Source organism: Microtetraspora glauca (assembly GCF_040656155.1).
Lineage (GTDB): Bacteria > Actinomycetota > Actinomycetes > Streptosporangiales > Streptosporangiaceae > Microtetraspora > Microtetraspora glauca.
The window spans coordinates 19,603-42,949 of sequence record NZ_JBFALK010000006.1 but is presented as its reverse complement, the minus strand read 5'-3'; the positions used below and the strand labels follow the sequence as shown (position 1 = coordinate 42,949).

At 69.9% G+C, this 23,347-nt stretch carries 22 protein-coding genes; 11 read left to right on the top strand and 11 right to left on the bottom strand.

What is annotated here, in order from left to right:
* Positions 1–37 precede the first annotated feature (37 nt).
* Positions 38–709, top strand: coding sequence for a cyclase family protein (locus AB0I59_RS13135; RefSeq protein ID WP_082777347.1), 672 nt, complete (start codon positions 38–40; stop codon positions 707–709).
* Positions 710–750: 41 nt separating this feature from the next.
* A complete protein-coding gene (gene speB / locus AB0I59_RS13130) occupies positions 751–1,701 on the top strand; it encodes an agmatinase (protein ID WP_358132554.1) in 951 nt (316 codons plus the stop codon).
* A 43-nt stretch (positions 1,702–1,744) separates the two neighbouring features.
* Here the strand turns inward: speB and AB0I59_RS13125 are convergent, their stop codons facing one another.
* Positions 1,745–2,233 carry an Lrp/AsnC family transcriptional regulator gene (locus tag AB0I59_RS13125; RefSeq protein WP_061259087.1) on the bottom strand — a complete coding sequence of 163 codons (489 nt, stop codon included), beginning with the start codon at positions 2,231–2,233 and terminating at the stop codon, positions 1,745–1,747.
* A gap of 223 nt (positions 2,234–2,456) precedes the next feature.
* Here AB0I59_RS13125 and AB0I59_RS13120 point away from each other — a divergent pair, with 223 nt between their 5' ends.
* The 6 genes from AB0I59_RS13120 (at position 2,457) to AB0I59_RS13095 (ending at position 9,633) form a co-directional block, all read left to right on the top strand.
* Positions 2,457–3,890: a gamma-aminobutyraldehyde dehydrogenase gene (locus tag AB0I59_RS13120; RefSeq protein ID WP_061259088.1), complete on the top strand. Its 1,434-nt coding sequence runs from the start codon at positions 2,457–2,459 to the stop codon at positions 3,888–3,890.
* A 48-nt stretch (positions 3,891–3,938) separates the two neighbouring features.
* The gene (locus AB0I59_RS13115; RefSeq protein WP_358132551.1) at positions 3,939–5,081 is read left to right on the top strand and encodes an ABC transporter ATP-binding protein; all 1,143 of its coding nucleotides are present in this window, start codon (positions 3,939–3,941) and stop codon (positions 5,079–5,081) included.
* A 27-nt stretch (positions 5,082–5,108) separates the two neighbouring features.
* The gene (locus AB0I59_RS13110) at positions 5,109–6,368 is read left to right on the top strand and encodes a polyamine ABC transporter substrate-binding protein (RefSeq protein WP_061259090.1); all 1,260 of its coding nucleotides are present in this window, start codon (positions 5,109–5,111) and stop codon (positions 6,366–6,368) included.
* 76 nt (positions 6,369–6,444) lie between these two features.
* Entirely contained in the window at positions 6,445–7,308 is an 864-nt protein-coding gene (locus AB0I59_RS13105) for an ABC transporter permease (protein WP_061259091.1), read from the top strand.
* Positions 7,305–8,084, top strand: coding sequence for an ABC transporter permease (locus AB0I59_RS13100; RefSeq protein WP_061259092.1), 780 nt, complete (start codon positions 7,305–7,307; stop codon positions 8,082–8,084). Before AB0I59_RS13105 ends, AB0I59_RS13100 begins: the two co-directional genes overlap by 4 nt.
* A 154-nt stretch (positions 8,085–8,238) precedes the next feature.
* Entirely contained in the window at positions 8,239–9,633 is a 1,395-nt protein-coding gene (locus tag AB0I59_RS13095) for an NAD(P)/FAD-dependent oxidoreductase (protein WP_061259093.1), read from the top strand.
* Between the two features lie 42 nt (positions 9,634–9,675).
* Here the strand turns inward: AB0I59_RS13095 and AB0I59_RS13090 are convergent, their stop codons facing one another.
* The 6 genes from AB0I59_RS13090 to AB0I59_RS13065 form a co-directional block, all read right to left on the bottom strand.
* Positions 9,676–11,550, bottom strand: coding sequence for a propionyl-CoA synthetase (locus tag AB0I59_RS13090; protein ID WP_358132548.1), 1,875 nt, complete (start codon positions 11,548–11,550; stop codon positions 9,676–9,678).
* 25 nt (positions 11,551–11,575) lie between these two features.
* On the bottom strand, positions 11,576–12,457 hold the full coding sequence (locus tag AB0I59_RS13085) for a phosphotriesterase family protein (RefSeq protein WP_358132546.1): 882 nt from the start codon (positions 12,455–12,457) through the stop codon (positions 11,576–11,578).
* Between the two features lie 9 nt (positions 12,458–12,466).
* Complete coding sequence (locus AB0I59_RS13080) at positions 12,467–13,147, bottom strand: DUF998 domain-containing protein (protein ID WP_358132544.1); 681 nt, start codon at positions 13,145–13,147, stop codon at positions 12,467–12,469.
* Positions 13,144–14,391, bottom strand: a complete 1,248-nt coding sequence (locus tag AB0I59_RS13075; RefSeq protein ID WP_358132542.1) for a glycosyltransferase — start codon at positions 14,389–14,391, stop codon at positions 13,144–13,146. Before AB0I59_RS13075 ends, AB0I59_RS13080 begins: the two co-directional genes overlap by 4 nt.
* A 24-nt stretch (positions 14,392–14,415) precedes the next feature.
* The gene (locus AB0I59_RS13070; protein WP_061259098.1) at positions 14,416–15,273 is read right to left on the bottom strand and encodes a DMT family transporter; all 858 of its coding nucleotides are present in this window, start codon (positions 15,271–15,273) and stop codon (positions 14,416–14,418) included.
* Between the two features lie 127 nt (positions 15,274–15,400).
* Positions 15,401–16,066 (bottom strand): DedA family protein, encoded by a 666-nt coding sequence (locus AB0I59_RS13065; protein WP_358132540.1) that lies wholly within the window; start codon positions 16,064–16,066, stop codon positions 15,401–15,403.
* A 134-nt stretch (positions 16,067–16,200) separates the two neighbouring features.
* On the opposite strand from AB0I59_RS13065, the gene AB0I59_RS13060 reads away from it, so the two are divergent.
* Both AB0I59_RS13060 and AB0I59_RS13055 read left to right on the top strand, forming a co-directional pair.
* On the top strand, positions 16,201–17,787 hold the full coding sequence (locus AB0I59_RS13060) for a sensor histidine kinase (RefSeq protein ID WP_358132538.1): 1,587 nt from the start codon (positions 16,201–16,203) through the stop codon (positions 17,785–17,787).
* Positions 17,784–18,440: a response regulator gene (locus AB0I59_RS13055; RefSeq protein ID WP_358132536.1), complete on the top strand. Its 657-nt coding sequence runs from the start codon at positions 17,784–17,786 to the stop codon at positions 18,438–18,440. The genes AB0I59_RS13060 and AB0I59_RS13055 overlap by 4 nt, the downstream gene beginning before the upstream one ends.
* Positions 18,441–18,457: 17 nt before the next feature.
* Here AB0I59_RS13055 and AB0I59_RS13050 read toward each other — a convergent pair whose 3' ends face one another.
* On the bottom strand, positions 18,458–19,183 hold the full coding sequence (locus tag AB0I59_RS13050) for an SDR family oxidoreductase (protein ID WP_061259102.1): 726 nt from the start codon (positions 19,181–19,183) through the stop codon (positions 18,458–18,460).
* 180 nt (positions 19,184–19,363) lie between these two features.
* Complete coding sequence (locus tag AB0I59_RS13045) at positions 19,364–19,588, bottom strand: hypothetical protein (protein WP_061259103.1); 225 nt, start codon at positions 19,586–19,588, stop codon at positions 19,364–19,366.
* A gap of 298 nt (positions 19,589–19,886) precedes the next feature.
* Between AB0I59_RS13045 and AB0I59_RS13040 the strand changes: the two genes are divergently transcribed.
* A complete protein-coding gene (locus tag AB0I59_RS13040) occupies positions 19,887–20,411 on the top strand; it encodes a hemerythrin domain-containing protein (RefSeq protein ID WP_358132534.1) in 525 nt (174 codons plus the stop codon).
* 84 nt (positions 20,412–20,495) lie between these two features.
* Here the strand turns inward: AB0I59_RS13040 and AB0I59_RS13035 are convergent, their stop codons facing one another.
* Positions 20,496–21,464 carry a pirin family protein gene (locus AB0I59_RS13035; protein ID WP_358132532.1) on the bottom strand — a complete coding sequence of 323 codons (969 nt, stop codon included), beginning with the start codon at positions 21,462–21,464 and terminating at the stop codon, positions 20,496–20,498.
* Positions 21,465–22,711: 1,247 nt separating this feature from the next.
* Positions 22,712–23,347: hypothetical protein (locus tag AB0I59_RS13030; protein WP_358132530.1), on the bottom strand; the 636-nt coding region annotated here is incomplete at its 5' end.

Genomic DNA, 23,347 nt, shown 5'->3' with positions numbered 1-23,347 from the left:
CGGCCCATCAGGCCCTGCCGCGACCCAGGGGGACAGTGTGATCATCGATCTGTCGGTGCCCATCGTGACCGGGATGCCGGTCTATCCCGGCGATCCGGAGGTGGAGATCGGGCCCGCGCTCACCGTTGCGGCCGAGGGGGTCAACGTCCTCGGCCTGCACCTCGGGTCGCAGTCGGGCACCCACGTGGACGCGCCGTTCCACGTCGACGACGCGCTCCCCACACTCGACGACCTGCCGCTCGACCGTTTCCTCGGCCCGGCGTCGATCGCCGACGCTCGCGGGCTTCCGCCCCGCTCGCCCGTCCCGATCGAGGTCGTGGCCCGCGCGCTCCGGCCGGGGACGATCCTGCTGATCGCCACGGGATGGGCGTCCCGCTGGGGGAGCGAGGACTACCACGCCCATCCGTATCTCACCGAGGAGACGGCGGAGCTGATCATCCGGTCGGGGGTCCGCACGGTCGGGATCGACGCGCTGAGCGTCGACCCGACGCCCGCGGAGGATTTTCCCGCCCACCGCGTGCTGTGCGGCGCGCACGCCGTCATCGCCGAGAATCTGCGCCACCTCGACCGGCTCGTGGACCACCAGGCGGCGGGCCACGAGATCGAGGTCTCGCTGCTTCCGCTGCGCCTGCCCGGCGCGGACGGCGCGCCCGTGCGCGCCGTGGCCCGGGTGGGACCGCACCACAACCGCACGAACCCACCCGTGTGATCCGCGCGTGTGACCTGTCGATAGTGAAAGGACCGACCAGAATGACCGAGCCTCGGGGGCCTGTCGACTCCTCCCGCGTTCCGCGTTTCGCCGGCCCGGCGACCTTCGCCCGGCTGCCCCGCCTGGACGAGGTGGGACGCGCCGACGTCGTGGTCGTGGGTGTGCCGTTCGACACCGGAGTCTCCTACCGTCCGGGCGCGCGGTTCGGCCCCTCGGCCGTCCGTGAGGCCAGCCGCCTGCTCCGGCCGTACCACCCGGGCCTGGACGTCTCGCCGTTCGCGACCCAGCAGGTCGCCGACGCCGGGGACATCGCGTGCAACCCGTTCAACATCAACGAGGCCGTGGAGACCATCGAGGAGGCCGCGTCCGGCCTGGCCGCGGACGGGACCCGGCTGGTCACGATCGGCGGCGACCACACCATCGCGCTGCCGCTGCTGCGCGCCGCCGCCCGGCTCCACGGGCCGGTCGCGCTGCTGCACTTCGACGCGCATCTGGACACCTGGGACACCTACTTCGGCGCCGAGTACACCCACGGCACGCCGTTCCGCCGCGCCGTGGAGGAGGGCATCCTCGACACCGAGGCGCTCAGCCACGTCGGCACCCGCGGTCCGCTGTACGCCAAGAAGGACCTCGACGACGACAGGCGGATGGGCTTCGGCGTGGTCACCAGCGCCGACGTCATGCGGCGCGGCGTGGACGAGGTGGTGGACGCTCTCCGTCAGCGCATCGGCGACCGGCCGCTCTATCTGTCGATCGACATCGACGTGCTCGACCCGGCGCACGCGCCCGGCACCGGGACCCCCGAGGCGGGTGGCCTGACCAGCCGTGAGCTGCTGGAGATCCTGCGCGGCCTCGCGGGAAGCAACCTGATCGGCGCGGACGTCGTCGAGGTCGCCCCCGCGTACGACCACGCCGAGATCACGTCGGTCGCGGCGTCCCACGTGGCGTACGACCTGGTCAGCCTGCTCGCTCTCAACGAGAAGCGGGCCTGAGGCGAAAGATCACCGAATATGCGGTGATCACGGCGGCTCCGCCCTAGCGGGTGCCCCAGGTGTACGTCTGCTTGTGGAGCTTGAGGTAGACGAACGTCTCGGTCGCCCGCACGGTGGGGATCGCCCTTATCTTTCCGAGGATCTCCAGCAGGTGGCTGTCGCCCTCGCAGACCACCTCGACCATGATGTCGACGGATCCGGCGGTCAACACGACGTAGTCGATCTCCTCTATGGAGGAGAGCTCCTGCGCCACGATGTCGAGGTCGCCCTCGCACTTTATGCCGATCATGGCCTGGCGGGGGAAGCCGAGTGTGAGCGGGTCGGTCACGGCCACGATCTGCATGACGCCGAGGTCGAGCAGGCGTTGCACGCGCTGCCGTACGGCCGCCTCGGACAACCCCACCGCCTTGCCGATGGCGGCGTACGGCTTGCGGCCGTCCATCTGGAGCTGCTCGACGATCTGCTTGGAGATGTCGTCGAGCACCACCGGACCGGATTTGCCGGTCGCGCGTACCTTGGGTGGAGTCGTCATCCCGGGGGAGTTCCTCTCTCGGAGGGGCTGCGTCAGGCCGTAACGCGCCTGTGTTACGAGGCGGTTCCTGACATGTTGCCTTCCTGTTGTTACATGTTGTCAGTTCCGGCGCTTGTGTCAAGCGATTTCGTAGCGGTTTGGTATCTTCACCACGAAATCCCTTGTTATGGCCAAGTTATTCTGTCAGAGTCGCGACAACCAGCACACCTCCAGGAGGTCATAGGTGACCACCCGTCTGCAGAACTTCGTCAATGGGAAGTTCGTCGACGCCGTGAGCGGCCGTTTCTCCGATGTGATCGATCCCACAACGGGTGAGGTCTACGCGCAGGCCCCGATCTCGGGCCAGGAGGACGTCGACGCGGCCTACGCCGCCGCGACCGCCGCTTTCGAGACCTGGGGTCAGACCACGCCCGCGGAGCGCTCCGCCCTGCTGCTGAAGATCGCCGACGCGATCGAGGCGCGGGCCGACGAGATCAACGAGGCCGAGTGCCGCAACACCGGCAAGCCGCGCGCCCGGATGGCGGAAGACGAGACGCCCGTCGCGGCGGACCACTTCCGCTTCTTCGCCGGTGCCGCCCGGACGCTGGAGGGCCCCACCGCCGGTGAGTTCCTCGCCGACCACACCTCAATGATCCGGCATGAGCCGATCGGTGTCATCGGTCAGGTCACCCCGTGGAACTATCCCATGATGATGGCGGTCTGGAAGATCGCACCGGCGCTGGCCGCCGGGAACACCATCGTCCTTAAGCCGTCGGACACCACTCCGGTCTCCACGGTGAAGCTCGCCGAGATCATCGGTGACGTCCTCCCCGCCGGCGTCTTCAACGTCGTCACCGGCGACCGGGAGACGGGCGGCCTCGTGGTGAGCCACCCCGACGCGTCGATGGTCGCGATCACCGGCTCCGTCGGCGCGGGCATGGCGGTCGCCAGGTCGGCGGCCGAGGACCTCAAGCGTGTCCACCTGGAGCTCGGTGGCAAGGCCCCGGTCGTGGTGTTCGAGGACGTCAAGGACATCAAGGCCGTCGCGGAGGCGATCGCGGGAGCCGGTCTCTACAACGCCGGCCAGGACTGCACCGCCGCCTGCCGTGTGCTGGTGCAGGAGAGCATCCACGACGAGTTCGCCGCCGCGCTGGCCGAGGCCGCGGCCGCCACGCGGATGGGCGGTCTCGACGACGAGGAGGCCTACTTCGGCCCCCTCAACAACGCGAACCAGCTCGAGCGCGTCTCGTCGTTCTTCGAGCGGCTGCCCGAGCACGCCACCGTGCTGACCGGCGGCCACCGCGTCGGCGAGAAGGGCTACTTCTTCGCGCCGACCGTCGTGGACGGCCTCCAGCAGGACGACGAGATGGTGCAGAACGAGGTCTTCGGCCCCGTCATGACCGTCCAGACGTTCAGCGACGAGGCGGACGCCCTGGCCAAGGCCAACGGCGTCAAGTACGGCCTGTCGGGTTCGGTGTGGACCACCGACCACGGCCGCGCGATGCGGATGTCCAAGCGCCTCGACTTCGGCGTGGTCTGGGTCAACACCCACATCCCGTTCGTGTCGGAGATGCCGCACGGCGGCTTCAAGCACTCGGGCTACGGCAAGGACCTTTCGGTCTTCGGACTGCACGACTACACGCGCGTCAAGCACGTGATGCACTACATCGGCGAATAGGTCGGTCGGCACAGCCGTACGGCCTCCTGAAAGAGGGATATGCCTGGAATGACAGAGATCCAGGCGGGTACGGGGGCAGCCGGTGTGGCTGCCCCCGACCAGGTGCCCGCCATCGAACTCGACGAGGTCGTCAAGGAGTACGTCTCACACGGTGAGGTCGTACAGGCCGTCAAGGGCGTCAGCCTGGCCATCGGCGAAGGCGAGTTCTTCTCCCTTCTCGGCCCGTCAGGGTGCGGCAAGACCACCTCGATGCGCATGATCGCGGGCTTCGAGGAGCCCACCCGCGGCGTGGTCCGGCTCCACGGGCAGGACGTCACGAACGTCCCCCCGAACAAGCGCGACATCAACATGGTGTTCCAGTCCTACGCGCTCTTCCCCCACATGAACGTGTGGGACAACGTGGCGTTCGGGCTCAAGCGCAAGAAGATCCCCGACGGTGAGATCAGGCAGCGCGTCGGTGAGATGCTCGAGATCGTCGACCTGGTCGGCCGGGAGAAGCGGCGCCCCCGCGAGATGTCCGGCGGCCAGCAGCAGCGCGTCGCCCTCGCCCGCGCCCTGGTCAACCGGCCGCGCGCGCTCCTGCTGGACGAACCCCTCGGAGCGCTCGACCTCAAGCTCCGCCAGCACATGCAGATCGAGCTCAAGCGCATCCAGCGTGAGGTCGGCATCACGTTCGTCTACGTGACGCACGACCAGAGCGAGGCGCTCACGATGAGCGACCGCATCGCCGTCATGAACGACGGTCTCGTGGAACAACTCGCCGGCCCCCGGGAGATCTACGAGCGACCCGCGACCAAGTTCGTCGCGGGATTCATCGGGACGTCCAACCTGCTCGGCGGTGTCGTGCGTGCGGTGAACGGTGCCTCCGCCGTGCTCGCACTCGGGCCCTCCGACCGTGTCGTCGTGCCGGTCCAGGGCGCCGTCGCCGAGGGGGACACGGTCGAACTGACCGTGCGTCCGGAGAAGATCACCATCTCGACCGAGCAGCCCGGCGGTGACCTTAGCATGGTGGAGGGAACGGTCTCCGAGGTGGTCTACCTCGGCACCTACAACAGTTACGCGGTCGCCCTCGCCGGCGGCGCGGAGATCACCGTCTTCCAGCAGAACGCGCACGACAGCACCACCACGGCTGAGCGAGGCGACACGGTCTGGCTGTCCTGGCAGCCGCAGCACTCCTACGCGCTGCAGTAACACTCTCGAAACGGGAGCACGAACCCCATGAGTAACCCCTCAATGCAGGACCCCTCGTTCCTCCGTGGTCTGACCCAGCCCCGTCTCGGCCGCCGCGACGCCTTTCGCGTGGCCGGGCTCTCCGCGGCCGGGCTCGCTCTCGCCGCCTGCGGGGTGAAGGGGAAGGGCGTGGCCCGGCCGACGACCTCCGCGCAGGCACAGTCCGAGGTGGAGAAGTACTGGGCGGACAAGGTCAAGAACGGCCACGTCGACTTCGCCAACTGGCCGCTCTACATGGACCCCAAGCAGCCGGAGCTGAAGAAGTTCACCAAGCAGACCGGGATCACGGTGACCTACAAGGAGGTCATCCAGGAGACCCCGAGCTGGTTCGCCAAGATCCAGCCGCAGCTCGCGGCGGGGCAGTCCATCGACTACGACCTGATGGTGGTCACCAACAGCATCCAGCTCACCCAGCTGATCAAGCTGGGCTACCTGGTCCCGCTCGACCACTCCAAGATGCCGAACTTCACCAAGAACGTCGGCGAGCGCTACAAGAACGAGGCCTTCGACCCGGGCAACGTCTACACCGTCCCGTGGGCCTCCGGCATGACGGGCATCGCCTACAACCCTAAGTACATCGACACGCCGCCCACGAGCTACGCGGCGCTGTGGGACCCCAAGTACAAGGGCAAGGTCGGCATGATGTCGGACTCCCAGGAGATCGCCAACTTCGCGATGTTCCTGCTCGGCATCGACCCGGAGAAGTCGACCCCGGCCGACTGGGACAAGGCGGCGGCCAAGCTCAGAGAGCAGCGCGACTCCGGAATCGTCCGGAAATATTACGATCAGTCGTACATTGATCCGCTGGCCAAGGGCGACATCTGGCTCTGCCAGGCATGGTCGGGCGACGTCTTCCAGAAGAACCTCTCCGACGGCACGGACCTGAAGTTCGTGATCCCCGAGGAGGGCGCCACCATCTGGACCGACAACTTCATGATCCCGAAGACGGCCGCCAACCCGGTCGACGCGATCACGCTGATCGACTTCTTCTACGAGCCGGTCAACGCGGCCAGCCTGGCGGAGTACATCAACTACGTCCCGCCGGTCCCCACGGCCAAGGAGTTCATCCTCGCCGACGCGGCCAAGGCCTCCGGTGACGACAAGAAGACGCTCGAAATGATCGCCGAGAGCCCGCTGGTCTTCCCGAGCCCCGAGGTGTACAGCAAGCTGCGCACCTACCGGACGCTCGCGGACGCCACCGAGCAGAAGCAGTTCGAGAGCACCTTCCAGCCGATCACCACGTCATGAACGAGCGAAGCGAGAGAATCGATATGCACTGCGCCTCCTGCTCGTGCGGCTCCGAGCCGCTAGGCGAGGAGGCGTCATGAGCAGGGTGAGGGCGGCGCTGACGCCGTACGCGCTCATCTTCCCCGGCGGTGTCTGGCTCGCGATCTTCTTCGTGGTTCCGACGGTCGTCATGCTGTCGTTGTCGCTCCAGTCCGGCAACGTCGCCGACGGGTTCGTCTTCACCTGGAACTGGCAGTCGTACGTCGACGGGCTGACGAACTACCACGACCAGATCATCCGCTCGCTGGTCTACGGCCTGGCCGCGACCGTGATCCAGATCATCATCGGCTTCCCCGTGGCGTACTGGATCGCGTTCAAGGGCGGCAGGCACAAGTCGATCTACCTGTTCCTCCTGCTGCTGCCGTTCCTCGTGTCGTTCGTGCTGCGGACGATCTCGTGGCAGTTCCTCCTTTCGGACAACGGCATGCTGCTCGGCCCGCTGAAGAACATCGGGTTGCTGCCGGACGACTTCCGCATCCTGGCCACGCCGTACGCCGTGATCGGCGGACTCGCGTACAACTTCCTGCCGTTCATGGTGCTGCCGATGTACGTGGCGCTGGAGCGCATCGACCCGCGGGTGCTGGAAGCGGCCAACGACCTGTACGCCGGCAAGTTCCAGACGTTCCTCCGCGTGGTGCTGCCGCTGTCACTGCCCGGCGTGTTCGCCGGGGTGCTGATGACGTTCGTGCCGGCCAGTTCGGACTACGTCAACGCGTCCGTGCTGGGCGGCACGAGCACCACGATGATCGGCAACGTCATCCAGAACCAGTACCTCGTCACCCAGGACTATCCGACGGCGTCGGCGTTGTCCTTCACGCTGATGGCGCTGCTGCTGCTCGGCATCTTCGCCTACGCGAAGGCCCTCGGCACGGAGGACGTGCTGGAGGTGGCGGCGCGATGAAGATCTTCCGTGGCCGCGGGCTGCAGATCTACACCTGGCTCGTCATCGCCTGGCTGGTCGTCCCGATCGCGGTGATGGTCCTCTTCGGGTTCAACGACACCAAGGGCCGGTACAACACCGCGTTCCAGGGCTTCACCCTCAAGTGGTACGGCAAGCTCTTCGAGATCGGCGACCTCACCGAGGCGCTGGTGAACTCGCTGCTCATCGCCGTGCTGACGATGGTGATCGCGGGTGTGCTCGGATCGCTCATCGGTCTGGCGCTCGGCCGCTACCGCTTCCGCGGGGCCGGCGCGATGAACGTCATGATGTTCGCGGCCATCTCCTGCGCCGAGATCGTGATGGGCGCGTCCCTGCTCTCGCTGTTCGTCACCCTCGCCGTCCCACTCGGCTTCTGGACGATCGTGATCTCCCATGTGATGTTCTCGATCTCGTTCGTGGCCATCACGGTCCGGGCGCGCGTGATGACGCTGGACGCCTCGCTGGAGGAGGCGGCCAGGGACCTCGGCGCGGGCACCTGGACGACGTTCCGGCTGGTGACGCTGCCGATGATCTTCCCGGGTGTGATGGCCGGGTCGATGCTGGCGTTCGCGCTGTCCATCGACGACTTCGTCATCACCAACTTCAACTCGGGCGGCACGGTGACGTTCCCGCTGTGGATCTGGGGCGCGACCCGCGTGGGCATCCCGCCCCAGGTCAACGTGATGGGCACGCTGATCTTCGCGGTCGGCCTGCTGATCGCCGTGGGCAACGCGGTCGTCGCACGCCGCCGCCGATAGCCCGACCGGAGCCCCCTCGCCGCGCGGCGAGGGGGTTCCGCCGCATCCGCACTCAGGGAGAGGTGAGATCAGAGCGAGGGGGAACCCGCGCGCGATCGGCCGTACACGGGATCGCGCAACCAATCAACTGAACAAAACGTAGGGAAGTGGAATTGTGGATCCGCTGAAGGCTCTTGCTGACGCGGAGCGCACGCCGTACTGGCTGGACCAGTCAGGGGCACCGGAGCCGTCGCCGCGGCTCACCAATGACATCACCGCCGACCTGGCCGTCGTCGGAGGTGGATTCTCCGGTCTGTGGACCGCGCTGATGGCCAAAGAGAGAGACCCGTCGCGGGACGTCGTCCTGCTGGAGGGCAAGAGCGTCGGCTGGGCCGCCTCCGGGCGCAACGGAGGATTCTGCGCCGCCAGCATCACCCACGGGCTCGCCAACGGTATGGAGCGCTGGCCCGAGGAGATCGCCACTCTGGAACGCCTCGGGCGGGAGAACCTCGACGAGATCGAGGCGTCCGTCGACCGGTACGACATCCGCTGCTCGTTCGAGCGGACCGGCGAACTGAACGTCGCCACCGAGGAGTGGCAGCTCGACGGGCTGCGCTCGGCCGAGCGGGCCGCCGGGGAACTGGGGACGGACGTCCGCTACCTCGACCGGGACGAGGTGCGGGCCGAGGTGAACTCCCCGACATACCTGGGCGCGATGTGGCAGCGGGACTCCGTCGCCATGGTCGATCCGGCCCGACTGGCCTGGGGCCTTCGGGACGCCTGCCTCCGGATGGGGGTGCGGATCTTCGAGCACACCCCGGCCCGGTCCATCACCGACGGCGGGGAGCGGCTGGAGATCGTCACCCCGCACGGCACCGTCAGGGCCCGCAACGTCGCCCTCGGCACGGGCGTCTTCGCGCCGCTGCTCCGGCGCCTGCGGCACTTCCTCGTCCCGGTGTACGACTACGTCCTGATGACGGAGCCGCTGCCGGACCGGAAGCTCGCCGAGATCGGCTGGCGCAACCGGCAGGGCATCGGCGACTCCGCCAACCAGTTCCACTACTACCGGCTGACCGACGACAACCGGATCCTGTGGGGCGGCTACGACGCCGTCTATCACAACGGCGGTCTGATCAAACCGGGATACGACCAGCGGGACGCCACCTTCGAGAAGCTGGCGCGGCATTTCTTCACCACGTTCCCGCAGCTCGACGGCATCCGCTTCACCCACAGGTGGGGCGGGGTGATCGACACCTGCAGCCGGTTCACCGCCTTCTACGGCACCGCGTACGGCTCCCGCCTCGCGTACGCGGCGGGGTACACCGGCCTGGGGGTCGGCGCCACCAGGTTCGGGGCGAACGTCATGCTGGACCTGCTCGGCGGCGAGAGCACCGAGCGGACCCGGCTGCGCATGGTACGGACCAAGCCGGTGCCGTTCCCGCCGGAACCGGCGCGGTCGGGGGTCATCCAGCTCACCCGCTGGTCGATGGCGCGGGCCGACGCCCACCAGGGGCGGCGCAACCTCTGGCTGCGCACGCTCGACGCCATGGGACTCGGCTTCGATTCCTGACGGCGTGACCGGCGCTCCCCCGCCAGGGGGAGCGCCGGCTCGCTACAGACCGAGGGTCGAGCGGAGCACGTCGAGGACCGCGGCGTCCTCGATGGTGGAGGGCACCGGCTCGTCGGCGCCCTCGGCGATGCCCCGCATGGTCTTGCGGAGGATCTTGCCGGATCTGGTCTTGGGCAGCCCGGCGACGACGTCCACCCGCTTCAGCGCGGCGACCGCGCCGACCTGCTCGCGGACCAGCGCGACCAGCTCGGCGCACAGCGTGTCGTGATCGGTCGTGACGCCGTTCTTGAGCACCACGAAGCCGCGGGGGACCTGGCCCTTGAGCTGGTCGGTGACGCCGATCACCGCGCATTCGGCCACGGCCGGATGGGTGGCGAGCGCGGCCTCCATGGCCCCCGCCGACAGCCGGTGCCCGGCGACGTTGATGACGTCGTCCGTACGGCCCATGACGAACAGGTAGCCGTCCTCGTCGAGATAGCCGCCGTCACCGGTCAGGTAGTAACCGGGGAACGCGGACAGGTACGACGCGATGTACCGCTCGTCGTCCGCCCATAGCGTGGGCAGGGTGCCCGGCGGGAGCGGCAGCCGTACGCAGATCGCGCCCTCCTCGCCGGAACCGCACGGCTCTCCGAGCGGGGTGAGGACGCGCACGTCGTATCCGGGGACGGGCACCGTCGGCGACCCCGGCTTGACCGGCATGGGATCCAGCCCGCGCAGGTTGGAGGCGATGGCCCAGCCCGTCTCGGTCTGCCACCAGTGGTCGATCACCGGAATGCCGAGCTTCTCCGCGGCCCAGTGATAGGTGTCGGGATCCAGCCGCTCCCCGGCCAGGAACAGGGCGCGCAACGACGACATGTCGTACTTCTCGAGCAGGACCGCGGACGGGTCGTCCCGCCTGATCGCCCGGATCGCGGTCGGCGCCGTGAACAACGTGTTCACCCCGTGCTCGGAGACCACCCGCCAGAACGCCCCGGCGTCGGGGGTGCCCACCGGCTTGCCCTCGTACAGCACGGTCGTCGCGCCGAGCAGCAGCGGGCCGTACACGATGTAGGAGTGCCCGACGACCCAGCCGACGTCGGAGGCCGCCCAGAACACCTCGCCGGGACGCGTGTCGTAGACGTTGCGCATGCTCCACAGGAGCGCGACGGCGTGCCCGCCGTTGTCCCGCACGACGCCCTTCGGCTTCCCGGTCGTGCCGCTGGTGTAGAGGATGTACAGCGGGTCGGTGGCCGCGACCGGCGCGCACGCGGCGGGCTCGGCCGACGCCATCGCCGCGTCCCAGTCCAGGTCGCGTCCCTCGTGCAGTTCGGCGCGTTCCTGCTCGCGCTGCAGGATCACGCACCTGTCCGGCGTGTGCCCGGAGAGCTCCAGCGCCGCGTCCAGCATCGGCTTGTACGGAACGATCCGGTTCGGCTCGATGCCGCACGACGCGGAGACGACGACCTTGGGCCGCGCGTCGTCCAGCCGAAGGGCCAGCTCCTTGGGCGCGAAGCCGCCGAAGACCACGGAGTGGACGGCTCCGAGGCGGGCACAGGCGAGCATCGCCACCACCGCCTCCGGCACCATCGGCATGTAGATCACGACCCGGTCGCCCTTGGAGACGCCGGAGTCGCGGAGTACCCCCGCGAACCGCGCCACCTGGTCGAGCAGCTCCGCGTAGGTGTAGCCGCGGCAGATGCCCGTCATCGGGCTGTCGTAGACGAGGGCGAGACGGTCGCCGTGGCCGGCTTCGACGTGCCGGTCGAGGGCGTTGTAGCAGGTGTTCAGCTCCCCGCCGGGGAACCACTGGTAGAAGGGCGGGCGAGCGGAGTCGAGGGCGCGTTCGGGCTCGCGGTACCACGTGACGGCGGCCGCCGCCTCTCTCCAGAAGCTCTCGGGATCCTCGACACTGCGCGCATGGACGTCGGCGTACGGCATAGCGCCATTTTCGCCCCGGCCGCGTTCAGCGGTCGAGCCCCGTGAGCCAACGCAGCGGGTTGCGGTGAGTGATCAGTGCGAGAGTGTCCTCGCCCGTCCCCGCGGCTCGCAGCGCGGGAAGGAGCTCCTCGAACAGCCGGCCGTACCCGTGCCCGCCGTAGGCCCGGACGTCCCCCTGCCGGGAGACGCCGCTGCTGAGCAGGATCCGCGCGGCGTGGCCCGCTTCGACGAGGGCCAGCGCGTGCTCGGCGTCGGTCACGGCGACGTACGCCCCCGACTCGGCGATCTTCCGCTGGACGAGGGGATCGGCGGCGCGCGCGCTCAGCCTGCCAGGGGGAACGCCCTCGGCCAGCAGCCTCTCCAGGATGTCGAGGCCCTCGGCGGCCACCGGCAGTTCGGTGCGCGTGGACGCCCGGGCGGCGGCGGTGATCGCGCGCGCCTCGGCCGGGGTGGGGGTCTCACCCCACGCCGCCGCGACGATGATCCCGGGGCGCGCTGCCGTGCCGTCGAGGCCGGTGCCGATCTCCCTGAGCAGGTCGGCGGTGAGATCGTCCACGCCGTACCGGCGGATCAGCTCCCCACTGAACGGCTCGGCGGCGAACCCGGTCGCGGCGACCACGGCGACCCTGGCCGCGGTCGCGACGCGCGCCAGCGCGGTGACGTCGCGGCCCATGCCGAGGCAGGTGTGCTCGACGACCAGGGCGAGCGCCTGTTCCCGGCCGAGATCCGTCAGCTCCGAGGTGACGTGCGCCTCCTCGTCCAGCCACCGGTACGGGTCGGACTCGCCGCCCGTTCCCCAGCGCGTGTCGGTGCGCAGGTGCTCACCGGGGAGGACGGGCCCCTCGATCAGTGAGACGGGCAGGGCGCCCGTGACGGTCTGGACACGGGGGAAGTACGCCTCGGACATGCGGGGACACTAGCGGATGTTTCCCCTGGCGAGCGACCTGGAGGGGGTGGACCGCCTGATCGCGGACGGGCGGGCTCGCGTGGCTCCCGCCGCCATGGTGAGCACCAGCACGACCTCGGAGATCACCAGGAACCGCTCGACGAGGCCGTAGAACGCGGCGCCGCCGGTCAGCGTGGCGATCGGGGAGCCGGGATGGTTCAGCAGGAACACGACCAGGGTGAGCACGGAGACCATGCTGACCGCGGTGAGCACGCGGCCGATGTTCCTCCAGCCGGGCAGCACCCTCGTCTGCCTGGCCAGGATCCATCCCGCGCACGGCAGGCCGGTGAACACCAGCGCCGTGGACCAGCGGTGGATCTCGCCGGTGGCCGAGCTGACGCCCATCGAGGGATCGGTCGGGAACAGCGCGGTCAGCGCCAGCGCCACCGTGATGCCCGCGAGCAGCACCCGCGCCGCCGCGCTCCGTGCCGGCTCCACCTTGGCCAGCACGTACGTCACGCCGGCCGTGCCCGCCCCCAGCGACAGGACGCCGAGCGCGAACAGGGGACCCGCGCCGTCCACCCAGGCGTAGTCGCTGATCACGGCGTTCATCGGGTCGACGGTGCCGGGGAAGGCGACATGCAGCCAGATCATGACGCTGAGAGTGAGGATCGGGCCCGCGACCGCGATCCGCCTGCCCGTTCCGGTCACGCTTTCACACTCCTCGTGGCGAGTTCCGCGTAGATCTCCTCGAATCGGGCGAGCGACCGCCGATGGTCGTGGGGAGCGGCCAGGGCGAGGCTCGCCCGTCCCATGGCGGCCCGCAGCCCCGGGTCCGTCAGGATCGCCGTCAGGTGCCGGGCCATGGCCCGCACGTCGCCCGGCGCGTACAGGCGGCCGTTGCCGTCCACGAGATGCGGCAGCGCCATCGCGTCCGCGGCGACGACCGGGAGGCCGCTCGCCATCGCCTCCAGGGTGGCGATGCTCTGCAGTTCCGCGGTCCCCGGCATGGCGAAGACGTCGGCCGCCGCGTAGACCAGAGGCAGATCGGCGTCGGCAACGAACCCGAGGAAGCGCACCCGCTCGCCGACCCCGGTCCTGGCCGCGAGCCGCTCCAGGGCGGCCCTCCGCCCACCGGTCCCGGCCAGTACGACCTGCGCGTCCACCCGGTTCAGCACCTGCGACAGGGCGAGGACCAGGTCGTCCAGGCACTTCTCCTCGTCCAGGCGGCCGACGAAGAGGATGGTCGGCAGGTCGGGCAGCCCGAACCGCTCGAACGCCCGGCTCCGGTCCCACGGCCGGGGCTGGAACCGGTGCAGGTCGATGCCGCAGGAGACGGCCTCCACCTCACCGGTGAACCCCTTGGCCGAGAGCAGCCCGGCGGCGATCCGGGTGGGCGTGGTGACGCGGTCGGCGCGGGAGAACACCCGCGTGAAGTCCCGCCAGGCCATCCGGCCCACCCGGTCCCGCAGCCCGGCGGGGACGTGCGCGAACTGGAAGAGGTTGTCCGGCATGAAGTGGTTGGTCGCGACCACCGGGAGCCCGGCGCGCCGGGCCGCGCCGACGGCGGCCCGTCCCACGACGAAGTGTCCCTGGATGTGCACCACGTCGGGCCGTACCCGCTCGATCAGCCGCGACATCGTACGGCCGAGCCCGGCGGGGACGCTGACCCGCATCGTGGGGTGGACGAGGAGGGGAGCCGACCGCAGCCGGTGAACGGTCACCCCGTCGGCGGAGTCGCCGCGCGGCGGTCCCGTGTCGGAGGCGCAGACCACATGGACGTCGTCCCCCCTCTCGGCCAGCCCGGCCGCGAGCCGGTGGGTGAAGTACGCGGCGCCGTTCACGTCCGGCGGGTAGGTGTCCGTCGCGATCAGCACGCGGCGTCCCGGTCCGGCGGGGGAGGCCGGGCCGGCGTTCTCCGTGTTCGGCGAGTTCAGGATGTGCACGGCGGTCATGGGGTTCTCCGATGGGTGCGGTGGTCAGGAGGGGGTGGCCGCCCGGGAGAGCGGTGTGGTGCGGGCCAGCGCGACGGTCCCCGCCCCGGCCAGTACGGCGGCCGCCACGGCGGCCAGGGTGTTGACGGGAAGCGGTTCACCGAGGAGGAGCACGCCGAAGGTCACGGCCGTGAGCGGGTCGGTCACCTGCAGCGCGGCGAAGGCCACGGGGAAGTGCCCGCCCGCCTCCGGGTCACGGGAGGGCGTCGCGTACGCGCGCTGGAGCAGCATCAACGCGGCCAGGGCGGGCAGCGGAAGCGCAGCGAGCAGCCACGGGTCCCATCCGCTCCCGTGGACCACGACCCGGTCGACCAGGACCCGGGTGATCGTCGCGGTCGCGCCGTACATGACGCCCGCGCCGACCGCCAGCAACGCGGTGCCCAGCGCGGGAGCGGCACGACGGGCGACGGCGAAGCAGGTCAGCGCGGCGAGGGCGGCCCCGGCGAGCATGGCGGCCCCGCCCGGCCCGGTGAGCGTCGGGGCACCGGTGGGGGCGGGGACCAGCAGGACCAGGCCGATCAGACCGGCGGCCACCACGGACGCGGCGACGAGTTCGGCGCGCGCCGGCCTGCGGCCGTGCAGCGCGGCGGCGATCGGCAGCGCGAACAGGAGGCTGGCCACGCCCATCGGCTGCACCACGGTCAGCGGTCCCAGGCTCAGCGCGACGATGTGCAGCGCGCCGCCGGTCAGGACCGACACGCCGCCGAGCAGCCAGCGCGGCCTGCGGAGGAGGAAGCGGAGGCGGGATTCTCCGGCGCGGGCCGCCTCGAACTGCTGCAGCGCCGCGCCCAATGCGAAGAACAGGGAGCCCAGCAACGCGACGGCCGCCGCCAGCACGATCATGGGCTACTCCTCTCGCTTGTATGACGACACGGGGACATGGCCGGAACACCTCGCGTGGGCGGCCGGAAAGGGAACGTGGGACCAATCCCGAGCGTGCTCCACGCCGCCGGGGCGCGGCCATCGGGGATCACCCTGAAATGGGCGTGGATTCCCTGGTGTCGGTCTCGGGGATGTCCCCCCGTCGGTTCCCCCGGCGGTTCCCGCGTTGTCGGACGTGGCGGACGATCTCCGTCATGACCGTGACCGTCAGGGCGATGCCCAGCCCCAGCAGCAGGCCCCTGAAGGGGTCCCGCTCGAACGCCATGCCGCCGACGAGGCCCACCATGGTCGAGTAGACGGCCCACGAGATCGCCGCGACCGCGTCGAACAGCGAGAACGCGCGCATGGGGAACCGGACCGCGCCCATCGTGATCGTGGCCGCCGTACGGCCTCCGGGGATGTAGCGGGCGACCACGAGCAGCAGCCCGCCGCGTGCGGCGAGAGCGCGTTCCGCCCAGCCGAAGGCCGCCCGCTTCCTGCCACCGGGCTTCAACCGCCGCAGGAGCCGCGTGCCCGCGGTACGTCCGATGAGGTAGGAGACGTGGTCTCCGGCGAACGCCCCGGCCGCGGCGACGACGATGACCGGGATCGGGTCGGGCGCGCCCGACGCCGCGTACACGCCGGCCGTGATGACCGCGGTCTCGCTCGGTACGGCGGGGAAGAACCCGTCGAGTGCCGCGAGGGCGAATATCGCCAGATACACCCACGGCGAGGTCATGGCCTGGTGCAGGCCGTCGAGGATCGCGTCTGTCATGGGCTCGACGCTAGGAGCGGGGACGGGCGGGCCGCCGCGCACGATCGGCACCGGTCACCCCTGACCTTCGTCAGGGGGCGACCTGCTCCTTCAGGCGGAGGCGGGCACCCGGCCCGGCTTGTAGCGTCTCGGGTGTGTTGTGGAAGGCGCGGGTGATCAGCGCGGAACGCCGCTTCCCGTCCGGGCGCCGCGGCCGTGCCCCGGCGCGGGTGTGCGCGGCGGTGGGACGGTTGTCGCGGCGGGCGGACCGGCGGCAGACGCGGCTCGACCTGCTGCTCTGGGTGGTGCTCTGCCTGCCCATGGTCGCGGCTCCCGGCGACCCCTATGACTGGGAGCCGCTCACCGGGCACCGCCTGGCCGGCGTGATCGTCGCCGGTACGGCGGTGCTCGCCCTCGCCGTGCTGGTGAGCCGGGCCGCCCCGCTCGCCTCCATGCTGGTCGTGCTCGTCATGGGCCCGTGGGCCACGACCGACGCGCTGGCGACCGTCTCGCTGTGGCCGTTGAACACCACGGTCAAGGTCGGCCCGGTGAACGGCTTTTCCCTGGCGATCGTCGTGTTCAGCTATCTGGCGGGCCGCAGGATGGCCGGTTCCCGGATGGCGTCGCGGCTGTTCGCGGGGATCCTCGGCGCCTGCGTCCTGCTCGCGCTCGTCTCGACGTGCGGCCCCCAGCCGACCGACGACCACGTGTGGCAGGTGTGGGTCCCCATCCTGACCGGAGTGCTGCTCACCAGCGTGCTGCCCTGGGCCGTCGGCCACCACCTGCGGCAGCGGGTGGAACGGCGGGACCGTGAGCGGCGGATGACCGCGGAGAGGGCACGGCTGCGGGAACGAGCCCGCATCGCGCAGGACATGCACGACTCCCTCGGTCACGAACTCGCCCTCATCGCGCTCCGGGCCGGCGCGCTGGAGATGTCCGCCGACCTCGACGACCGCAGCCGCGCCGCGGCGGCCGAGCTGAGGAAGGCGGCCGGAGCCACCACCGAGCGGCTCCGCGGCGTCATCGGCCTGCTCCGCGACGACGCGGAGACGGCGCCGCTGGCACCGGCGGACGAGAACGTCGCCGCGCTCATCGACCGGGCCGCGGCGTCGGGCATGACGATCGAGCTGCGAGGGGACGCGCACGACCCCTCCTGGGCGGAACCCCCGGCCCGCGACCCGTCCCCTGATCCGGCCGGTGACGTGACTCATGGGACGGCGGGTGACATGACTCATGATCCGGCCGGTGATGAGACCGGCGATTCGGCCCGTGGCCCGGCGTATGACGCGGCCGGTGACGTGGCTCGCCGGGCGGCTCGTCGCGCGGTCCACCGGGTGGTCCAGGAGGCCCTCACCAACGCCGCCAAGCACGCCCCCGGCGCCCCGGTGACGGTCACGCTGGGTCGTACGGACCGGGAGCTGACCGTGTCCGTGACCAATCCCGCGCCGGGAACGCCCGCGGGGGAGGGCAGCGGGCTGATCGGGCTGGCCGAGCGGGTCGATCTGGCCGGAGGCGTGTTCGCCGCGGGCGCGCGGGGCGGCCGGTTCGAGGTGACCGCCCGCGTGCCGCTCCGGTCCGGCCCCGCGCTCCGGTCGGGGCCGTCACCGTTCGCGCCGTCGCAGTTCACCGCGTCACGGTTCACCGCGTCACGGTTCACCGCGTCACGGTTCACGGCGGCAGAGCCGGGACCGCCGTCTGACGCGTCCGCGCCGGAAGCGCACGCCCAGGGAGGACCGGTTTGATCAAGGTACTGCTGGCCGACGACGAGGCCATGATCCGGGCGGGAGTACGGGCCATCCTGGCCACCGACCCCGGCATCGAGGTGGTGGCCGAGGCCGCGGACGGGCGGGAGGCGGTCGAACTGACCCGCGCCCACCGGCCGCACGTCGCGCTGCTCGACATCAGGATGCCCCGGCTCGACGGCATCGCCGCCACCGCCGAGATCCGCAGGGTCGCCCCGGACACCGGGGTGGTGATCCTGACGACCTTCGGCGAGGACGACTACATCGCCCGCGCGATCGGCGGAGGCGCCGGTGGATTCCTGCTCAAGTCGGGTGATCCGAGAGAGCTGGTCGCCGGGGTGCACGCGGTCGCCGGGGGAGGGGCCTACCTCTCGCCGCCCGTGGCGTACCGGGTGATCATCGAGCTCGGCGGCGGCCGGATGACCCGCGGGGCGGATGCCCGGAGCCGGATCACGCGGCTCACCCCACGAGAACGTGAGGTGCTCGCGCTGCTCGGCGCCGGGCTGTCCAACGCCCAGATCGGCGCGCGCCTCCACCTGGTGGAGGGCACGGTGAAGGCGTACGTCAGCGAGATCCTCGCGCGCCTGGAGGTGCGCAACCGGGTCCAGGCCGCGATCGTCTCGTACGAGGCAGGTCTGGTGCGGGAGAGCTGACGCCCCTCGGGGAGGGGTCAGCTCATCGTCTTGCCGCCGTTGACCGCGAGGCGCTGCCCGGTGACGAATCGGGCGCCGGGTGACGCGAGGAAGGCCACGGCCTCGGCGACGTCGGCGGGCACGCCCATGTGGCCGGTGGCCACGCCGTTCAGATAGCCGTCGTAGTCCTCGGCGGGGATGTCGGCGTGCCGCTCCACCGGGATCCATCCCGGCTCCACCGTGTTCACGGTGATCCCGTACGGGCCGAGCTCGCGCGCCCAGGAGCGGGTCAGGCCGTGCAGCGCGGCCTTCGCGGACACGTAGTGGCCGAACTCGGGGTTACCGAGATCGGTGACCTCGCTGCCGATGTTGACGATCCGCCCCGCCCCGGACTCCCGCATGCCGGGCAGTACGGCCTGCAGGATGAGCAGCGGTGCCTTGACGAAGAACCGCAGCTGGTCGAGATGGTCGTCCCAGGTCTGCTTCTCCACGGGCATCATCGGCTGCGGGCCGGTCGCGTTGTTCACCACGGCGTCCACCCGGCCGATCTCCGCGACGCCCTGGTGTACGGACTCCTCGGTGGTCACGTCGAAGCGGGCGAGCCGTGCGGAGCCGCCCTTGGCCTGGATCCGCTCGACGACGGCGGAGGCCCCGGCGGTGTCGTGGGCGTAGTTCACGGCGACGTCCCAGCCGTCGGCCGCGAGCCGCTCGGCGATGATCGCGCCGAGACCCCGCGATGCGCCGGTGACGAGTGCGGTTCCCATCGGATTCCTCTCATTCCGGGAGGAACCGCCGCGCGACGCTCACGCGGGCGGGCCGCGCGGAGCGTCCGCGGTCGAGCGCGGCCCCGGCTACGGTGATCTCCTCCGTCTTCGGGAGGAGCCTTTCACAGAGCGGCCCTCACCCCGCGGGGGCGGTGGACGTCAGGAAGCCGGCCGCGGGCCCTACTTGGCGCTGTCGGCCAGATCGGCGATAGCGGTGGCCGCCCGGAAGAACTTGTTGCGGCCCAGGTCGCCGATCGTGTTGATGTGGAAGGCCTCCTTGAGCAGCCGGGCGTCGCCTTCGCTCACTCCCGACAGCGCGGACACCGGGGCCTTGATCAGGTCCGCGAGGGACTTGTTCTCGTACTCCTTGTCCAGCAGCTTGGCCAGGTCCGCAGTAACCGCCATGACTACCCCCGTGGATGTCCCCGCCCGGCCGGAACGCCGGGCACTGATCAGACTTTTCCCCATCGAGTCGCTTATCAGCGGCATCTGATGACAGAACGCGGTAAAAGCGCTACCTCAAGCAATACGGGCCGGTTCAGGCTGCCCGGTCGGCCGCCTCCGCGAGCCCAACCGACCGCTCAGCGGACTCCCCACGAATCGTCGGCATGCTGATCCCGATCGTCGGGTTGACTGATCGCCGGAACGATGATGAAGTTCCCGCCAGCGTCGCGGTGCACCCGGTAAAGAGATCATCGAGGGCATGGAGGCGCCGGAACATGGGACGACCATGGAAACACCCGACGAGCGCCTTACCGCCTTCGGCTACCAATTGATCGACGTACACCTCTGGCTCCGCGAGGAACTGGCCGCACTGCGCGAGGGCGTCGACGCCTACCTCGCTGGCGGCGTGCGCCCCCGCGAGCTGCGGACCCACTGCCTGACCTTCTGCTCCGCTCTGACCAGGCACCACACCGGCGAGGACGCCGACGCGTTCCCGAGGCTGGCCGAGCGGTTTCCCGAGCTGCGCCCGGTCCTGGACGAACTGCGCCGCGACCACCGGCTGGTGGAGGACTCCCTCCAACGCCTGGAGGCGCTCCTCGGCGGTCTGGACCGGCACGCGGACCCCGTCGGCGTACGAACCGAGCTGGACAGCCTCGCCGCGCTGATGGAGACGCACTTCGTCTACGAGGAGAAACGCATCGTCTCGGCGCTCAACGCGTTGAACGCGCCGGGCTGGAACCGTTCCCGGCCCGATTTTCTGCACACCGACGACGCGGAGCGCTGACCGGCTCCCGTGGCACCGCCCGGCCGCCGGGAGGGTCGTCTCATGGTCGACTATGCGACGGAGTGGATCAGCGCCCGAAGGGGCTCAGCGGGTACGGCCGCGCGGCTTGAGAGGGGTGTCGGGCAGGGACGGGGCGGCGAGCGGATCGCCGTCGTAGCCACGGACGATGCCGAAACGATCGCCTGACGACATCCAGTCGGCCCGTGCCCGGGTGATCTCGTCGCCGGTGCGGGCGATGAAGTTCCACCACATGACGATCTTCTCTTCGAACGGCTCGCCGCCCAGCAGCATCAGCCCGCTGTCGCCGTACGCGCGCAGGGGCAGCTCGGAACGGCCGCAGCCGAGATAGAGCATCGAGCCCGGATCCAGCCGGACGCCGTCGACCTCGGTGCTGCCCGACATGGTGAGAACCGCGTACTCGAAGTCGGGCTCGACCGGGAGCCGCACCTCGGCGCCGTCGCCGAGCGTGAGGTCGAGCCCGACGATGGGCGTGTGGGCCGTCCCGGGCGAGACGGCACCGTCCACCTCGCCGAGCAGCACGGTGCCGCGAAGCCTGTCGGCGGTGATGACGGGCAGGTCGGCGTGGTGCTCGAACGCGGGGGCGATGTCGCGACTGGCGTCGGGCAGTGCCACCCACAGTTGCGCGCCGTGCAGAACCGGGCCGTGACCCGCCGGTGACTGCTCGGAATGCGAGATCCCCCGGCCGGAGGTCATCAGACCGAGCTGCCGCGGCCGGATCGTCAGCTCGCTGCCGAGGCTGTCGCGGTGGAGGACCTCACCCGCGTGCAGCCAGCTGACGGTCTGCAGGCCGATGTGAGGGTGTGGCGGCACCTGCATGCCCGGGAGATCGACGATGTCGTCAGGCCCGTAATGATCGACGAAACACCAGGCGCCGACCATCCGCCGCCCGAGGTTCGGCAGCAGCCGACGGACCTTGGTGCTTCCACCGAGCGGGACCGCACGGGGCTCCAGGAGCTCGTGAACGGGTTTCGCGGAGATGTCGGCACGACCACCGCACTCGCGTACGGCGGGTCGCTGATCGAGGTCGCTCACTGGTTCTCATCCCTTCCCGGCCGGGAGCCGGAACTACTCACGTCGCTCTTCCGGCACCAGGTCAAGGTACTCCGGGTGCTTGCCGGTCCATCCGCGGATGACCGGGCGGAACGGCGACACTCCGGCCGATCTCGATGACACGGCTGGGAATTCTATGGTGGGTGGGCACGTGTCGGTCCGTCGTCACCGTTTGAACGGGCGTGATCACCGTGGGTCCGGCCCGGAGCGTGTGCGTGGTCACAGGTGCACCGGCACCTGCCGCGGTGCTGCGCGGTCGGAGCGGATTCTTCGGCAGTCATGCGAGGGCAACCTTCTCCGGAAGTCATGCGGGGAGAATCGCGCGGACGGTCATTGCCGTGTATGGATGCATTAACGACGTCGGCCGGGTCGGTGCGGCCAGACGGTGGTAGGTGAATCGAGCTTCACCGATGCGTTTTCTTCACAGGCGAGACTTTCCGGTGTCGTAACGCTGATCGCCCCTGAGTCTTTTTCACCCCGGCGAAGCGGGTCGCGGTCTGTCGCGAACGGCACAGGCGACTGATGGCATGACCCGGTGAGCTCTCCGAAAGACGCGCGCGCCGACCACGATCGCGTGGCGCCTGGGAACTGCTGCCGCCTGTGCCGTGTCGTTTCCCGTGTCCTCGGCCCACTCCGGCCGACGTCGCCCGCCGCAGGGGCCACCCTCGCAGGGCCTTTCCAGATCGGCCTGCATAGCTCCGGTTGATCATTTTGAGCCGCATGGGTGAGAACATTTGGTGAGACAGGTGGTTATCAGTACGTGGGCGACGTGATCTCCCCGTCCAGAACGGTGCGGAACCGCGCCGATGTGCCGGAGTCCCGAATTCTGTTTACGAACAGAGGTAATCAGCATCAATAGAGCCCTTTGCCTATTACGGGTGTCCGGCTCGGCGTGGTGCCCTCTACCGTGAGGACAGGTCAATACGCCGTTTCGGCGTCTTCCCGGAAGACCGATTCGACGCTCCGTCAATCAGTAGTGACTGAGACCAGGCCGAGCATCCAGCAGGCCCGGTGTCACGTGAGACACAGCCCCGCGCATGAGCGGGAGCGTGGAACCATCACCACCACACGGAGTGATCTTCATGCTCAGACAAGCTCTCGCCACCGGCGTAATGGTGGCTTCTGCCCTCTCCGTTCCGATGATCATCTCCTCCCAGCCCGCGAACGCGGCCGTCACCCCCTCTGCGATCGCCGCGTCGAACGTCACGAGTTCCGCAGTCGGCTGCTGGTCAGGAAGGGGCTGCGAGACCTGCCGCCATCGTCAGACGCGGGTCCGCAGGGTGCTCGTCCAGGAGCGCCTCTACGTCGAGAAGCCGAGGTTCCGCAGGACGTACGTCAAGGAAGTCCGCGTCGCCAAGCATCCTCGGATGCGTCGGGCGTTCGTGGAGCGTCGGGCGTTCGTCCAGCGTCCGGTGCTTCGCCGGCACTTCGTGGAGCGTCCGGTGCTTCGCCGGCACTTCGTGGAGCGTCCGGTGCTCCGTCGTCACTTCGTGGAGCGGCGGATCGTCGAGCATCCGCGGATGCGTCGGGCGTTCGTGGAGCGTCGGGCGTTCGTCCAGCGTCCGGTGCTCCGTCGGCACTTCGTGGAGCGTCCGGTGCTTCGCCGGCACTTCGTGGAGCGTCCGGTGCTCCGTCGTCACTTCGTGGAGCGTCCGGTGCTTCGCCGGCACTTCGTGGAGCGGCGGATCGTCGAGCATCCGCGGATGCGTCGGGCGTTCGTGGAGCGTCGGGCGTTCGTCCAGCGTCCGGTGCTTCGCCGGCACTTCGTGGAGCGTCCGGTGCTTCGCCGGCACTTCGTGGAGCGTCCGGTGCTTCGCCGGCACTTCGTGGAGCGTCCGGTGCTTCGCCGGCACTTCGTCGAGCGT